The organism is Sphingobium sp. (assembly GCF_003248505.1).
Classification (GTDB): Bacteria; Pseudomonadota; Alphaproteobacteria; order Sphingomonadales; family Sphingomonadaceae; genus Sphingobium.
This window is the reverse complement of sequence record NZ_QFOA01000040.1, coordinates 15,346-30,297: the sequence shown is the minus strand read 5'-3', so window position 1 is coordinate 30,297 and position 14,952 is coordinate 15,346. Positions and strand designations below refer to the sequence as shown.

The window sequence follows — 14,952 nt, the reverse complement described above, 5'->3', positions numbered from 1 at the left end:
AAACCCCATCTTGACCCACCCCTGACATCCGAAACATAATCGCAAGGTGGGTCACTTCTCGATGAAAACCCCGGGTCACTTCTCAGCGGCAATCAACACCATGACGGCGGGCCGCACCTCGCGCATCCGGCCCAGATTGATGCGGTGCCCCTCGTCGCCGTCGCCCAGCATGTCGGTCTTGGTCCGGATTTCCATCTCTGAAGTGCCGATGGTCTGGCTGGCCCATTGGCGGGTTTCGCTGTCGATGGTTTGCAGGAACAGCTTGGTGTTACAGCAGCCCAGCATGGATTCGGCGATCTGCGGTCCATAGCGGTGCTGCATCTGCCCCAGTGCCTGGAAGGTCAGAACGACCGCCGCGCCGAACTTGCGCCCCTCGGGCAGCAGCCGCGCCAGATTATCGACACGCGGCAGGTCGGCCAGTTCGTCCAGCACGAACCAGATACGCCGGTCCTCGGAAGGGGGCAGGCCCAGCACCGCGCTGGCCGCGCATTCCAGCCAGCAGGCGAGAAGGGGCTTCGACGCCTCGAAGTAATCCTCCTTGCGCGGCACGAATATCCACGGCCGCGCACCGGGATGCCGGTCCAGCGCTTCAATGAAGCTGCGGAAGGCGAAGGGCCTCGCCTTGCCGTCCTCAGCGCGCAGGAACTGGATCAGGTCCGCTGCCTTCGCCAGCATGAACAGCACGCTGCCCGTGGCCCGGTCGGCATCGTCCGCAAAGGTGCGGGCCGACGAACTGGTGGCGAGCCATTCCTTGAGGTCGTCCTTGGGCCGATTCTTCAGGGCATGGAGCAGGTCGGGCAGCGTCCGCCTGTTCTCCTGCCACAGAGCCCGGATCATATTGGCGACAAGGATGCGGCTGGTATCGAGCCACACGTCGCTGTCATGTTGCCCCGTCTCGGTGATCAGCTGGTGGGCGATGCGGTCGGCGTCCGCCGGATGGGCGATCTCGGCAAAGGGCGACCAGAAGGCGCAGCGGGCATCGAAGGGATTGAGGATCACGTCGCCGCGCGCCGGATTGTAATAGTGCGCGATGAACTCGCCGCTGGTGTCGTAGACCAGCGCGGCTTCGCCGCGCGCCTCGATGCCGTCGAGCAATTGCCGCAAGGCCGTGGTCTTGCCGCTGCCGGTCGTGCCGATCATCGCCATGTGGCGGGTCTCCAGACGGGCGGGGATCGGTACCTTGCCGATCGCCAGGGTGCGAGCGCCGTCCTCCTTCCCCGTCAGCCTGGCCAACTGCTTCTCGTTCACCACCTGCGTTCCGCCGATCCAGCGATCGGCCAGCAGGCGCTCGCGCCGCCGCGCCATCGCGCCGCGCAAGGCGATCAGGCCCACAAGCCAGGTGCCGAAGCCCAGCCAGCATCCCCGTCTGGTCCAGGCCCAGACAAGATCGACGCGCCGCCGGAAATAGGGATGGGCGATAATCTGGCGCGCCGATCTCCCTTCCTCGACATGGTCGGGAAAGTGAACGTCGATCCCTGTGTCCGCCTCCCAGCCGGACACGGCCCAGAGCTTGGTCCTGGCCCAGTAGTAGGTGCCGGTGGCGAGCATCGCGTCGCGGCCGAGCATCATGTTAGGAAGTGCCAGCCCGCCAAGGGCAACCGAGGCCAGCATGACGAGGGTCTGGCGCTTGAGGCGGGCGCCTTGCGTGCTGAGATGATGCTTGCGCAGGGCATCGGCATGGTTGCGGCGATCGTCGGGGCGGGTCATGGCCGGTTCTCCCGCGCAAGACCCCGCTGGCGATTATAGGCGGCGGTGATCTCCTCGGTGAGGATCGCGTCGCTCTTGCGCGCGCCACTGGCGGCGCTGCGGGCGTAGCAATAGGCGGCGCAGGCGGTGAACAGCGCGCGGTCCAGCATCCGCTCCACGTCCACGATGCGCGTACCGACCGATGCCAGTTCGGTCACGATCTCGCGGGAGTCGATTGTGCTGCCCGTCCCTTGGACGAGGGCGGCCAGTCCCGTGTCCACGACGCGGGCGAGCATGGCATATTCGCTCAATCCGCGTTGCCTGGCGAAGCCGGCAAGGGTGCGGTGCTGGGCTGGAGAGAGCCGCACGGTCTGGGCGCGGGCGCTCATGATGCCGCTCCAACCGAGATGCTATTAGCCATCGCGTGGAATAGCGGATTTGCGCAGTTTTGGCCAAGCCGCGTTTGGCGAGATGCTATCCGCATCCCGTCAAACCCGCAGAAATGCTGGATGCACCCGTGCGTGAGGTGTGTATCTGAATTGTCGGCTCGATGCGTAGCATCGCAGCCCCGCAACCTTGTCCGTTGGGCGACCGGATCAGACATGGTCCGATCCTTCCCGGCAGGCTTCGCCCGAAGCGTCAGCGGTTGCATCGGACACCCAGGCCGCGATGATCCGCTTGGCTTCGCGGTCCGCCTTGGGGCGATCGATCTCCCGGCGCTGACGGGGTTGGTCGTAAAGGCCGTGTTCGATGATCCAATTCTGGATCACTTCGTCGATGGCATCCTGCAATCGGTTGTCGAGCTGCCTTGCGGCGATGGGATCGAGATGCGCAGTGACATGCGGGCCTTCGATCAGCCCACCCAGTGGGAGACAGGTCCTGCCTGCATCCTGCAGGGGACCATCTACCCGCAGGGTTGATATGACGCCCCGGTGGCTGTGCAGAACGGGACGTTCGCTGAGCATCGAGTGGCTGATCGAACAGCGGTAGGTTTCACCATCGTCATCGAAGGTTAGCAGCCGCTCGATCAGCGGTTCGACCATGGGCGCTAGCCGCTGATGGACCGTGAAGCGCAGCGTGACATGGGACCGGCTCCGCAGCCGTGCGGCCAGCCGATCGACGGTGTTGCGGATTGAAGGCATGAGTCATCCTTTCGTGAAACCACGATTGAGTGGTTTATCGTTTCGAGAGATGCAGACGCGACGGGCCCGCCCAGCCATCAGACCGGAGCCGGGAAGCGTCTGCGGATTAGTTCAGTAGCGGCGGGGCTGAAGGCTGTTCAGCCAGTCCTCGACATCTCCGGATCGCCATCGAATTTTGCCAGAGCCAATGTGGCAGGGACTAGGAAAGCTGCCGTTGCGGGCCCGGCGATAGAGGGTGGTCCGAGATTTGAAGCCAGTGACGTTGAGTACGTCCACGACAGTCAAAAGCTGGTTTCGATCAGGGGGCATGAAGGCGTCCTTTCCATTGGTTGGAGTGCAGGACGTGGCTCCGGGAGGCGCTGGAAGCTATTCAGTTCCCCATTCACGGAAATTCATGCATGGGCAGTTGGCGCAGATAATTGTTGAAGGCGGGATAGACGCCCGCATGGATTTTCTCCATTCGGCTATCGCTAATCCTTTCTTCGCGAAGGATTTCCTTCTTTCGCTCGAAGGTCAGTCCGTCGAGTTCGGGCCGTCGCAAGGCTATGATGATCTGAATCGCCTCGCGAAAGGAGTTTGCACGCGGGTCTGCTTCGGAATGGGCAAGAAGCCACTTTACGCGGCGGTCGAATAAGTCGCGGTCGGCGGTGTCGAGCAATGTTCTGGAGGTAACGAGGGCAGGGGCAACGCGACCGCCGAGCTTGACCAACAATTCGCTCATGGGAATTGGACGGTGCGGGATGCATTGCCAAAGGTTTTGATCCCGGCTGACAATAAGAAGCGTGCCGTGATTGGCAAGAAATGCCCGAAGGGCGCTCTTCGTAACGGGCTTAAGGTTCCCATCGGGAAGTCGCTCGACGCATGGGATGTCGCCGCCGGCGATCTGTTTTCGAAAGTCGTCAAGTGCCCGTAGATTACGCGCCAGCGTTTCATCCGGCTCGGTGAGGATTTCTTCGATTTCCGGTTCATCGCGCACCTTGGCGCGTTTGCGCGCCCATATGAAGGTGCAGCCTCCAGCAAAAAGGAGGACCCAGCCGCCGCCGTGTGTGATCCGATCCTGAGCGGCGATCAAGACCACGGCTAGCAGTACAACGACCACCGAGGCCAATTGCGCAAAGTGGAGTCCGTTGCGACGTTTGCGTTCGCGCTTCGCCGCCGATGCCATCGCGCCGAGCACACTTGTCGGGATGATGGCGGTCAAGGCCGTTCCTGCTGGTCGTTTCAGAAACGCAATATAGCCATCCCGAATTTTGACGAACTCGGCGGGGCGTAGAGGCAACTGCTCTCGCATCTATCGGCTGGCATAAGCAGAGTGAGGCGAATCTTCAATCGGAAGGGGGCCGGGCGCGTGCGATGTCGAGGCGTTGCGATGCACTGCGTGGCCATCGCCAAAATTAAATTTGCACCACCAGCGCACCACCAGAGCGAATTTGGTGGCCCCTGGCGGGGTGAAAATATCGGCTAAGTAATTGAAATATTGGTCGGGACGAGAGGATTCGAACCTCCGACCCCCACACCCCCAGTGTGATGCGCTACCAGGCTGCGCTACGTCCCGACCGGAGGGCGCGCTTTAGTCGGGTGCGGGGGAAGTTGCAAGCGCTGTTGTGACGGGAATGTGTGTCCTTCGTCTGGCACCCTAATGATATTGCTTCGCGGCCCCCATCTGTGTTAGCCGCCCGCCCTTGATCCGTGGGCCGTGAACCACTGCGCACGGTCCCGAAAAAACAAGGCGAAAGTCCACTCATGTTCATAACCCCTGCCTTTGCCCAAACCGCGGGCGGGCAAGCCTCCGGTGCCGGTATTCTGGTGCAGATGGCGCCGCTGGTCCTGATATTCGTCGTCTTCTACTTCCTGCTCATCCGCCCGCAGCAGAAGAAGATGAAGGATCACAAGACCAAGATCGACGCAGTGAAGAAGGGGGACCAGGTCGTCACCGGCGGCGGCCTCGTCGGCAAGGTGGTTCGGGTGGACGAAATCTACGCCGATATCGAACTGGCACCGGGGATGAAGGTGAAGGCGGTCAAGTCGACGCTCGCCGACGTGATCGATCCCACCACTGCCAAGCCCGCGAACGACTGAGCGCGCGGCGATGCTGAACTTCTCGCGCTGGGCGGTCTTCGCGATCCTCCTGCCATTGGTGATCGGCGCTTTGTGCGCGATCCCGACATTCCTGCCCGAATCGACCGTCGCGCAGCTTCCGCGCTTCATGCAGACGCGCGTGAACCTAGGCCTCGACCTTGCGGGAGGCAGCCATCTGCTGCTCGAAGCGTCGACGCAGGATGTCGCCAAGCAGCGGCTGACCAATATGGAGGACCAGGTCCGCACCGAACTGCGCCGGGGCGATCCCAGAATCGCGATCGGCGACATATCGAGCCGCGACGGAAAATTGAGCTTCATGGTGCGCGACCCCTCGCAGGTGGACGCGGCGGTCGAGCGTATCCGTCCGCTGACGCAGGGCGCGGGGCTGACCGGGCAGCGCGACTTCAACGTCGAGGTGGTGAACAGCACGACCGTCGTGATCACGCCGACCGACGCGGGCATCAACAATGCGGTCAAGAGCGCGATGGAAGTCGCGACCGAAGTCATTCGCAAACGCATCGACGAGATGGGCACGCGCGAACCCACGATTCAGCAGCAGGGCAGCAACCGCATCGTCGTGCAGGTTCCAGGACTTCAGGACCCCAAGGCGTTGAAGGACCTGCTGGGCCAGACGGCCAAGCTGGAATTCAAGCTGGTCGATACCAGCGCCAACCCTGCCGAAGTGGCGCAGGGGCGCGCGCCGGTGGGCAGCGAAGTTCTGCCTTATCCCGGCAACCCGTCCGGCGTGCCGGTGATTGCGGTCAAGCGGCAGGTGATGGTGTCGGGCGAAGATTTGACCGACGCCACGCAGGGTTATGACCAGAGCAACCAGCCGATCGTCAACATCCGCTTCAACGGATCGGGCGGCCGCAAATTCGGGCAGGTGACGTCGCAGAACGTCAACCGTCCCTTCGCGATCATCCTCGACGGCAAGGTGCTGTCGGCGCCCAACATCAACGAACCGATCCTGGGCGGCAGCGCGCAGGTCAGCGGTAACTTCACCGTGGAGAGCGCCAACCAGCTTGCCATCGCGCTGCGTTCGGGCAAGCTCCCGGTCGCGCTCACCGTGGTCGAGGAGCGCACGGTCGGGCCGGGCCTGGGCGCCGATTCGATCCGCGCAGGCCTGATCGCCTCGATTATCGCTGTGGTCGCGGTCGCTGCCTTCATGTTCGTGAGCTACGGTCGGTTCGGCGTCTACGCGAACATCGCCGTCGCCATTAACGTGCTCGTGATCCTGGGCGTGATGGGCATATTGGGCGCGACGCTGACGCTGCCGGGCATCGCCGGTTTCGTGCTGACGATCGGCACGGCGGTCGACGCCAACGTCCTCATCTACGAGCGCATCCGCGAGGAGCGGCGGCGCGGGCGCAACATCGTCGCGTCGATCGAGCATGGCTATAAGGAAGCGAGCCGCACCATCTTCGAAGCGAACGTGACCCACGCGATCGCGGGCGGCATCATGCTTGCGCTGGGGTCGGGCCCGGTCAAGGGCTTCGCCATCGTGCTGCTGATCGGCATCGCGACCAGCGTGTTCACCGCCGTCACCTTCACGCGCCTGCTCGTCGCCCGTTGGGTCCGCACGCAGCGCCCGACCGAAATCAACATCTGACGGGGCGGGAGAGAAAGCTCATGAAACTGCTCAAACTCGTTCCGGATAACACCAACATCGGCTTTGTCGCGATGCGCAAATGGGCGTTCGCGCTCACCGCGCTGCTGACGGTGCTGGCGATCGGCGCGACGCTACACAAGGGGCTCAACATGGGCGTCGACTTCGTTGGCGGCCTGATGATCGAAGCGAAGTTCCCGCAGCCGGTCGAAACCGACAAGGTGCGCACGACGATCGCCCGGCTGAATGTGGGCGAAAGCTCGCTGCAACAGTTCGGCGATCCCACGACCGTGCAGATCCGCCTGCCGCTGCCGGAAAAGGGTGGGGCGGGGGCGTCCAACGCGGTGGTCGAAAAAACGCGCAAGGCGATGGAAGCGCAGTTCCCCGGCGTCACCTTTTCCCGCTACGACACGGTGTCGGGCAAGGTGTCGGGCGAACTGATCCAGACAGGCATTCTCGCCGTCATGCTGGCGGTGGTCGGCATCGCCATCTTTTCGTGGTTCCGTTACGAATGGCAGTTCGGCATATCGACCTTCGTCGCAATCATGCACGATGTGCTGATGACGCTGGGCTTCTTTGCCATCACGCAACTGGAGTTCGACCTTAACATCGTGGCCGCCGTGCTGACCATCGTGGGCTATTCGATCAACGACAAGATGGTGATCGACGACCGTATTCGTGAGAATATGCGCAAATATCGGAAGATGGACATGAAGGCGCTGATCGACCTGTCCGTCAATGAAACGCTGCCCCGAACGGTGATGACGTCGATGACCATCCTGCTGGCGCTGGGTGCGTTGCTGCTGTTCGGCGGCCATGTGCTGCGCGGTTTTACCGCCGCGATGATGCTGGGCGTCGTGGTCGGCACATACTCATCCATCTATGTGTCCTCTTCGCTGTTGATTTCTCTGGGCCTGACGCCAGGCACCGCCGAGAAAAAGGCGGCAAAGAAGAGCTTCGTCGGCGACGCCGAGCGCGTGGGGCCGCGTGACGATGGAGCGCGGCCCTGAGCGAGCCGGTCCCCGGCAGCGGCGGGATGAAGCTCCGCCGCGACGAGAGCGGGCAGGGGCCGATCGTCACCGGCTTTCAAGGGCGCGGCTTCCGGGTACGTGACGATGTCTTCCCGGACGGATTGTTGCTGAGCCCCGTGCGCGCGCTGGCGTGGCCGGATGCGCCTGCGGTCGATGCGCTGACGCCCGAAGCGCTGGGCGATCTGCTTGCCCTGCGGCCTGCGCCTGAATTCCTGCTGCTGGGCACTGGCATAGGATTGCGCCAGCCGCCGCGTTCATTCGTACGAGCGCTGGAGGCGAGGGGGATCGGCGTGGAAGCGATGGACAGCCGTGCGGCGGCACGCGCCTGGGGCGTGCTCCGTGCCGAGGAGCGGCAGATCGTGGCGGCCCTGCTGCCGCTCTGATGCGGTCAGATATCGTCCGCCGACGACATCGCCAGATGCAAAAAGGGCCGCCGGTGGGGCGGCCCTTTTCATGTCGGCTGAGGGGAAGCGATCAGAAGCGGATCTTCATTGATGCGCGATAGCTTTGATACTTCACGTCCTTGCGCCAGGCGGTGGTGTCGGCCGACAGGCTGAGGTCCACATTGCCGGTGGCGATGGTGAGGCCGCCGCCCAGTTCGCCCCAATTCTTGTCCTGGCCGCCGAGTGCGAAGGGCGCGAGCGGGCCGTTGCCGCCGACCAGATTGGCCAGCAGGAACGCCGGCTGATCGCGGAACTCATGCACGAAGTTGGCGGTGACATAGGGCTTGAAGCCGCTGCTATTGGCCTTGAGCGTCGCACCCAGGCGTCCCTGCGCGCTCTGGATCGCATGCCGCTCGATGACCAGCGCCGCGTCCCCGCCATATTCGGCAAGGTTGCCGCCGCTGATATAGGCGCCGCGGATCGACGCGCGGGGCACGATGGCGAACGCTTCGTTGCCGAGCGCCTTGCTAAGGCCGAGTTCGCCCGACAGCGCCAGTTCCTGGTCGGAGCCGAAGAGCGTATAGGGCGTCGTGCCGATGGCGAAGGCGCGGCGCGATCTGGTTGCGAGCGTGCCCGCGCTGCCCACCGCATCGAGCTTCAGCCCGCCAAGGTCGAATGCGCCATACACGGTGCCCTGATACAGTCGGGCACGGGCAGTGTCGTTGACTGCGGTATTGCCCTTGAGCTGGCTAAAGGACACCGACAGACCGACGACGCCGCTGTCGCCCATGGCCTTTTCGACGCCCGCAGCCGCATACCAGCCGTCGAACTGGTCGCGACCGAGCGACCCGATGGAGCGCATCGGGCGGGCGCTGCCGTCGATATATCCGCCCGCAAGGAAGGCACTGACATCGTCGGGCAGCACGCCTTCGCGCGTCTGCGTGGCGGTGTCGCCGCCCTGGTCGAGGCCGAGGTCGATGTTGTTGAGGTTTGCCGCCGCAAGCTGGAGCGGCTGGCCCACCATGGTGAGCGTGCCGCCCATCGCGCCGCCGTCGATCTTCGTCAGGCGGTCGCGGTAGAAACGCGCCATGTTGTCGTTGAGCGTTTCGCCCATCGAGGTCTTGAGCGTTTCGGTGCGCGGAGCCATCGCTTCGAACGCGGCCTGGATGCCGCCGACCGTGAAGAGGTCGGTTTCACCGTAAAGCCCGGCGAAGCGGCTGTAGTTGCCGCGATTCTGATCGAGCAGGCGCGCGAACGACACCTGTGTCTGCGAGGCGCCGTTCACCACGTCGGCGTAGCGGCCCGCGTCGATCCTGACTGAGACCGCGTTCCCCGAATAGCTGAGCACCGGGCGAAGGATCGGCGTCAGCGAAGTGGGCGCGGCGAAGGTGCCGGTAACGCCGCCCGTTGTCGTCAGGAAGGTGTAGCGATTGCCGAAACGCACCCGTGCGCCGCTGGCCGCCGAGAAGGCGACCGCGCCGCCGACATTGGCGACACCGGCACCCGTGCCGCGCACCGCCAGCACGTCCGACACCCCGTTATTGCCAAGGTCGACGGCGAGCGTGCTGCCCGACGCGAGAATGGCGTTGCCTTCGACCGTCAGCGTGCCGATCGTGCCGAGGCCGCCGGGCGCGATCACGCCGCGCACGTTGGTGAGGAAGGGCGTGCGCACCGTGCCCGACCCGGAAAGCAGGCCGGTCAGCAGGAAATAGTCGCCCGGTGTCGAAACCGCGCCGTTGACGTTCACCGTGCCCGCAAGATGCGAGATTTCCATGAGGCTGGCGAGCGACCCGGTGGACGTCACGTCGAGCGTGGCGCCTGCACCCGCGATGCCGAAACGGTCGACGGTGACGCTGGTGTCGAGCGTGGTGCGGCCGTTGGACGCGAGCGTCACGTCATAATAGCGGCCCACGACACCGCGCGCGGCGACCGGCGCGATATTGTTGGGGATGAAGTTGCTCGCACCGGGCAGTCCGTTGGCCACCGTAGCGACGGGCAGCGGGCCGCTGGCCTGCGGCTCGACGATGCTGCCGGTCGGCGTAGCGGCGTTCGACGCAGTGGCTTCGCCGCTGAGGCTGACATGTTCGGGGGTGGCGCTGCGGTCGGCGATCTCGGCCTTGCCCAGATTGTTGGCGCGGCTGGCCGAACCGCCGGTTTCAGCGGGCGTCTGCCCGTCGCTGGAAACGACCTTGCCGTTGAGGAGCAACTGCTTGGTGTTGACGTCGAAGCAGGCTTCGCCGCCGTCGGTCGGCTGACAGATCTGGCCGAACTTCTTGGCGGCGTCCGCGCCGTAGGAGCCCGCGCCGGTCGCGGTCGGCACGCCGTTCACCAGCTTGCCCGCGTTGTCGATGACGCGATAGTTGGGATCGAGCGCCGTCACCCAGTGGCTGGCATCGCTCCACTTGCCGTCGCCCGCCTTTGCGGTTGCATAGCGATAGGGGTTGTTGGCCGCGATCCAGTCCCAGAACAGATAGAGCGGCTGGTAGAAGGACGAGCCGCCATAGGAACTTTGCGGCTGGTCGAGGAAATAGCGGCTGCCGCCCGACAGGACGCCGATCACCGTCTTTTCGGCAAAGGTCCGGTCGAGGATCAGCGGGCCGCCCGAATCCCCGCTCGCCGTTACGCCTTCGTTCGGCAGGGGGCCATCCTTGAAGACGTTGATATCATAGGGATTGCGGCGGGCCGGATCGTCGAAGTCGAGCTGATAGAGATTCTGGGGCAGCCCGTCGGCGGCGCCGAACAGGAAGCTGTCGATGTCGTCGAGAGACCCCAGCATGCCGAGGAAGTTTTCCGCGACGCGGCGGCGGAAATCGACGCCGAGAACCTGGCCCTGCGTGCCGCTGCCGGTGCGACCGTAGCCCGTGATCGTCACATGATAGTTGGTGCCGGTCGTGTCGCTGATGCTCGCCGGGGCAGGCAGCGCGGAAAACAGCATGGTCCATGTCGGCACGCCCTTCGCGGGCGTATCCAGCGTCGCCATCGCCACGTCGCCGAACAGGAAGCTGCGCGCATTGGGATCGAGCGATTCGGGATGATAGGCGATGTTGTTGACGTTGTAGACGCTGAGCACCGTATTAGTCCGATAGTTGTTGCTCAGCCAGTTGATAATTCCCGGGCGGGAATCCGCCTGGAAGGCGAAGGCGACCGGGACGCCGCCGTTGACCGTCGAATAGTCAGGGGTTTTGAGATCGTTCACGCAGTGCGCCGCAAAAATGACGGTGCGTGGATTGACCAGCGTCCCGGTGCAGACGAAGCCGTCGGCGCGATACATGATGCCGACACCGTTGACGCCGGTGTCCAGGATCTGCGTCGGTGTTTTTCCGTCGTTCGGAACCACGGCATGGGCGGCGGGGGCGACGAGCGCTCCCATCGCGGCCGACGCCAGAAGTGCAGGACGACCGATGCGCGCCAAAAGGCCCGCACCATTCTTGCGAATGTGCATGATTACTCTCCCCAAAGACCGGAGCCGAGGCTAACAGACGAAGGACGCAAGACAATCCGGCGTCGTACGAAACTTTACGACTGTTACATATCGGCCACATTCATGTCCGTTTCTTACGATTTTCTTATGGGCGATTTGAAAGGCCCCGCATTTCGGGTCAGCCTTGCGCGGCCCTGCATATCTGCTTAAGACAGAAGGCAAGTTCCGGCCTCGCGGGAGGTTGGCGAAAGAAAGACAAAGGTTTCGGCCATGGTGCAGCACAGCCGCCCATCGCCGCAGAGTTCCGGTCCGTCCGGACTGGGTACGGGCAAGCGCGCCCGTACCGGTGCGGACATAGGGAGCAAGGCTGCGGCCGTTCCTCCCCCGTCCAAGCAGCGGGGCCATGGAGCCCAGGGATCGCGTGAGCGCCGGTCCTACGCCGCCATCGACCTTGGCACCAACAATTGCCGCCTGTTGATCGCCAGGCCGTCGGCGGACGGGTTCATCGTCGTCGACGCCTTTTCGCGCATCGTGCGGCTGGGTGAGGGGCTGGCCGCCACCGGACGCATCAGCGATGCTGCGATCGATCGTGCCATCGCCGCGCTTTCGGTGTGCGCGGACAAGCTGAGACGGCGGCATGTGACGCTGGCCCGATCGGTTGCGACCGAAGCGTGCCGCCGCGCGGCCAACGGTGCGGAGTTCATCCAGCGGGTCTACCGCGAAACCGGCATCGCGCTCGACATCATCAGCGCGCAGGAAGAGGCCCGGTTGGCGGTGATGGGATGCCATGCGCTGCTGGAGCCGGGTGAGGGGCCTGCGCTGATTTTCGACATCGGCGGGGGATCGACCGAACTGGTGCTGGTGGACGCGCATGGCGACGGCGCGCCGCGTATCGTCGATTGGGTGAGCGCGCCCTGGGGGGTCGTGTCGCTGACCGAAAGCGAGGCGTTCGACCATGACGATCCCGCCGAGCGCATGGCCGCCTATGGCCGGATGCGCGCGCGGGTGGCCGAAGCATTTCTTCCGCTCGCCCGCCGCCTGCCGCGCGGAGCGGCGGACATCCGCCTGCTCGGAACGTCGGGGACGGTGACGACGCTCGCCAGCCTGCATCTGGGGCTGCCGCGCTACGACCGGCAGGCCATCGACGGACTGATCGTGCCGTGCGAATCGATGCGCGCCATTTCGACCCGGCTGTCGGGCCTGGCCCTGGCCGAACGGCAGAAGCTTCCCTGCATCGGCACCGAGCGTGCCGATCTGGTCGTGGCGGGCTGCGCGATCCTCGAATCCATCCTCGACATCTGGCCTGCCGAGCGGCTGGGCGTGGCGGACCGGGGCATCCGCGAAGGCATTTTGCGTGGCCTCATGGATCGCGACGGGAGGCCGATGTGAGGGGATCGGGCGCAGGCAAGGTCCGGGTCAAGACCGCCAAGGGCCGCACTGCGCAATCGGTGCGCTGGCTCGAACGGCATCTCAACGACCCCTATGTGCGCAAGGCGAAGGCGGAAGGGTGGCGCAGCCGCGCCGCCTTCAAGCTGATCGAACTCGACGAGAAATTCCATTTCGTGAAGGGGTCGAGAGCCGTCGTCGATCTGGGCGTTGCGCCCGGCGGATGGGCACAGGTCGTGCGCAAAATGGCGCCCAAGGCGGCGGTGGTGGGCATCGACCTGCTACCCACCGATCCCATACCGGGTGTGACGCTGTTCGAAATGGACTTCATGGACGACAAGGCGCCCGACCTGCTTCGCGACGCGCTGGGGCAGGAGCCGGACCTTGTCATTTCGGACATGGCGGCCAATACGGTCGGCCACGCGCAGACCGATCATTTGCGCACGATGGGCTTGGTCGAGGCGGCGGCGATGTTCGCGGTCGAAAATCTGCGCAAGGGCGGCACTTTCGTCGCCAAGGTGTTCGCAGGCGGCACCGACGCTGAACTGCTTGCCATCCTCAAGAAGCATTTCACGACCATCAAGCACGCCAAGCCCCCCGCCAGCCGCAAGGGCAGCGTCGAATGGTATGTCGTGGCGCAAGGCTTCAAGGGACGCGCGGACACGCCCGCCGATCCGGGCTGACGGACAACGAGCGGGGGGATTTTGGTCGCTACGGTTTCGACGGTCGCCTATCTCGGGCTGGAAGCGCGCGGGGTCGAGGTGCAGTGCCAGCTGGTCGCGGGCCTCCCCAACTTCATTCTCGTCGGCCTGCCGGACAAGGCGGTCGCCGAAAGCCGTGAGCGGGTGCGCAACGCCATCGCCGCCATCGGCCTGTCCCTGCCGCCCAAGCGGATCACGGTGAACCTGTCGCCTGCGGATCTGCCCAAGGAAGGGTCGCATTTCGACCTGCCGATCGCGCTGGCGCTGCTGGGGGCGATGGGGGTGATCGATGCCGAGACGCTGGCCGGTTATGTCGTGGTGGGCGAACTCGGCCTCGACGGACGGACCGCGCCGTCGCCGGGCGTGCTGCTGGCTGCGCTCCATGCGAGCGGGCGGGACATGGGGCTGGTCTGCCCGGTGGCGCAGGGGGCGGAAGCCGCCTGGGCGGGACAGGTGGAAGTGGTCGCAGCGCCCGATCTCCTGACGCTGCTCAACCATTTCAAGGGGACCGCTGCCCTTTCTCCGCCCCAGCCGGGTACGGTGGATGCGCCGGTGCGCACCGTCGACCTCAAACAGGTGAAGGGGCAGGAAGTCGCCAAGCGAGCGCTGGAGATCGCGGCGGCGGGCGGGCATAATCTGCTGATGGTGGGTCCGCCGGGTGCGGGTAAATCGCTGATGGCGAGTTGTATGCCGGGCATCCTGCCGGACATGACGCCGTCCGAAGCCCTGGAAAGTTCGATGGTGGCGAGTGTCGCGGGCACGCTGGAGGGTGGGCGGATCAGCCGCGCGCGCCCGTTCCGTGCGCCGCATCACAGCGCGTCGATGGCAGCGCTGGTGGGCGGAGGGTTGAAGGCGCGACCCGGTGAGGTCAGCATGGCGCATCTGGGCGTGCTGTTCCTGGACGAACTGCCTGAATTCCAGCGCACTGTGCTCGATTCGCTGCGCCAGCCGCTGGAGACGGGGGAGGTGACGGTGGCGCGGGCGAATGCGCATGTGACTTTCCCGGCGCGGGTGCAGTTGGTTGCAGCGATGAACCCGTGTCGTTGCGGCCATCTGGGCGATCCGGCGCTCGCCTGTTCGCGCGCGCCTCGCTGCGCCGCCGATTATCAGGCAAAAGTGTCCGGGCCGCTGCTCGACCGCATCGACCTGCATGTCGAGGTGCAGGCGGTGACCGCCGCCGACCTCGTCCTGCCTCCGCCGACGGAGGGATCGGTCGAAGTCGCCGCGCGCGTGGCGGATGCGCGCCGCGTCCAGACGGCGCGCTATGCCGGAACGGCTACGCGAACCAATGCGGAAGTGGACGGCGACGCGTTGGAGCGATGGGCCGGGCCGGACGAGGCCGGACGGCAATTGCTGGCGCAGGCTGCGGCGGCGATGAAATTGTCGGCACGGGGCTATACCCGCGTGCTGCGGGTCGCGCGCACCATCGCCGATCTGGCGGGGGCGGAGCAGGTGGGCAGGGTGCATGTCGCCGAAGCGCTCAGCTATCGCCGCCGCGCCCCGGTAAACTGAAGGAT

At 64.9% G+C, this 14,952-nt stretch carries 13 protein-coding genes and 1 tRNA gene; 7 read left to right on the top strand and 7 right to left on the bottom strand.

Annotation, left to right across the window (positions count from 1 at the left end; translation table 11 throughout):
• Positions 1–75: 75 nt before the first annotated feature.
• The 6 genes from DI606_RS12805 to DI606_RS12780 all read right to left on the bottom strand — a co-directional run bounded on the left by DI606_RS12805 (position 76) and on the right by DI606_RS12780 (position 4,383).
• Positions 76–1,707 (bottom strand): type IV secretion system DNA-binding domain-containing protein, encoded by a 1,632-nt coding sequence (locus DI606_RS12805; RefSeq protein ID WP_293983600.1) that lies wholly within the window; start codon positions 1,705–1,707, stop codon positions 76–78.
• Positions 1,704–2,075: a hypothetical protein gene (locus tag DI606_RS12800; RefSeq protein WP_293983597.1), complete on the bottom strand. Its 372-nt coding sequence runs from the start codon at positions 2,073–2,075 to the stop codon at positions 1,704–1,706. Before DI606_RS12800 ends, DI606_RS12805 begins: the two co-directional genes overlap by 4 nt.
• A 207-nt stretch (positions 2,076–2,282) precedes the next feature.
• Positions 2,283–2,828, bottom strand: coding sequence for a hypothetical protein (locus DI606_RS12795; protein WP_293983595.1), 546 nt, complete (start codon positions 2,826–2,828; stop codon positions 2,283–2,285).
• Positions 2,829–2,939: 111 nt separating this feature from the next.
• The gene (locus DI606_RS12790) at positions 2,940–3,137 is read right to left on the bottom strand and encodes an AlpA family transcriptional regulator (protein ID WP_037464378.1); all 198 of its coding nucleotides are present in this window, start codon (positions 3,135–3,137) and stop codon (positions 2,940–2,942) included.
• Between the two features lie 73 nt (positions 3,138–3,210).
• Complete coding sequence (locus DI606_RS12785; protein ID WP_293983589.1) at positions 3,211–4,029, bottom strand: hypothetical protein; 819 nt, start codon at positions 4,027–4,029, stop codon at positions 3,211–3,213.
• A gap of 277 nt (positions 4,030–4,306) precedes the next feature.
• Positions 4,307–4,383: transfer RNA gene (locus DI606_RS12780), tRNA-Pro, on the bottom strand.
• A gap of 188 nt (positions 4,384–4,571) precedes the next feature.
• On the opposite strand from DI606_RS12780, the gene yajC reads away from it, so the two are divergent.
• The 4 genes from yajC to DI606_RS12760 are packed head-to-tail and all read left to right on the top strand — an operon-like array spanning position 4,572 to position 7,927.
• Positions 4,572–4,907, top strand: a complete 336-nt coding sequence (gene yajC / locus DI606_RS12775; RefSeq protein ID WP_293983587.1) for a preprotein translocase subunit YajC — start codon at positions 4,572–4,574, stop codon at positions 4,905–4,907.
• Positions 4,908–4,917: 10 nt separating this feature from the next.
• Positions 4,918–6,516 (top strand): protein translocase subunit SecD, encoded by a 1,599-nt coding sequence (gene secD, locus DI606_RS12770; RefSeq protein ID WP_293983585.1) that lies wholly within the window; start codon positions 4,918–4,920, stop codon positions 6,514–6,516.
• A 20-nt stretch (positions 6,517–6,536) separates the two neighbouring features.
• Positions 6,537–7,523 carry a protein translocase subunit SecF gene (gene secF, locus DI606_RS12765; protein WP_293983583.1) on the top strand — a complete coding sequence of 329 codons (987 nt, stop codon included), beginning with the start codon at positions 6,537–6,539 and terminating at the stop codon, positions 7,521–7,523.
• Between the two features lie 26 nt (positions 7,524–7,549).
• Positions 7,550–7,927 carry an Mth938-like domain-containing protein gene (locus DI606_RS12760; RefSeq protein WP_293983580.1) on the top strand — a complete coding sequence of 126 codons (378 nt, stop codon included), beginning with the start codon at positions 7,550–7,552 and terminating at the stop codon, positions 7,925–7,927.
• A gap of 91 nt (positions 7,928–8,018) precedes the next feature.
• Here DI606_RS12760 and DI606_RS12755 read toward each other — a convergent pair whose 3' ends face one another.
• Positions 8,019–11,369 carry an autotransporter domain-containing protein gene (locus tag DI606_RS12755; protein ID WP_293983577.1) on the bottom strand — a complete coding sequence of 1,117 codons (3,351 nt, stop codon included), beginning with the start codon at positions 11,367–11,369 and terminating at the stop codon, positions 8,019–8,021.
• A gap of 249 nt (positions 11,370–11,618) precedes the next feature.
• Here DI606_RS12755 and DI606_RS12750 point away from each other — a divergent pair, with 249 nt between their 5' ends.
• Genes DI606_RS12750 through DI606_RS12740 form a run of 3 tightly spaced genes read left to right on the top strand, consistent with a single transcriptional unit; the run spans position 11,619 to position 14,947 of the window.
• Positions 11,619–12,737 (top strand): Ppx/GppA phosphatase family protein, encoded by a 1,119-nt coding sequence (locus tag DI606_RS12750; RefSeq protein WP_293983574.1) that lies wholly within the window; start codon positions 11,619–11,621, stop codon positions 12,735–12,737.
• Positions 12,734–13,417 carry an RlmE family RNA methyltransferase gene (locus DI606_RS12745; RefSeq protein WP_293983572.1) on the top strand — a complete coding sequence of 228 codons (684 nt, stop codon included), beginning with the start codon at positions 12,734–12,736 and terminating at the stop codon, positions 13,415–13,417. The genes DI606_RS12750 and DI606_RS12745 overlap by 4 nt, the downstream gene beginning before the upstream one ends.
• A 21-nt stretch (positions 13,418–13,438) precedes the next feature.
• On the top strand, positions 13,439–14,947 hold the full coding sequence (locus DI606_RS12740) for a YifB family Mg chelatase-like AAA ATPase (RefSeq protein ID WP_293983570.1): 1,509 nt from the start codon (positions 13,439–13,441) through the stop codon (positions 14,945–14,947).
• The last annotated feature ends 5 nt before the right edge of the window (positions 14,948–14,952 follow it).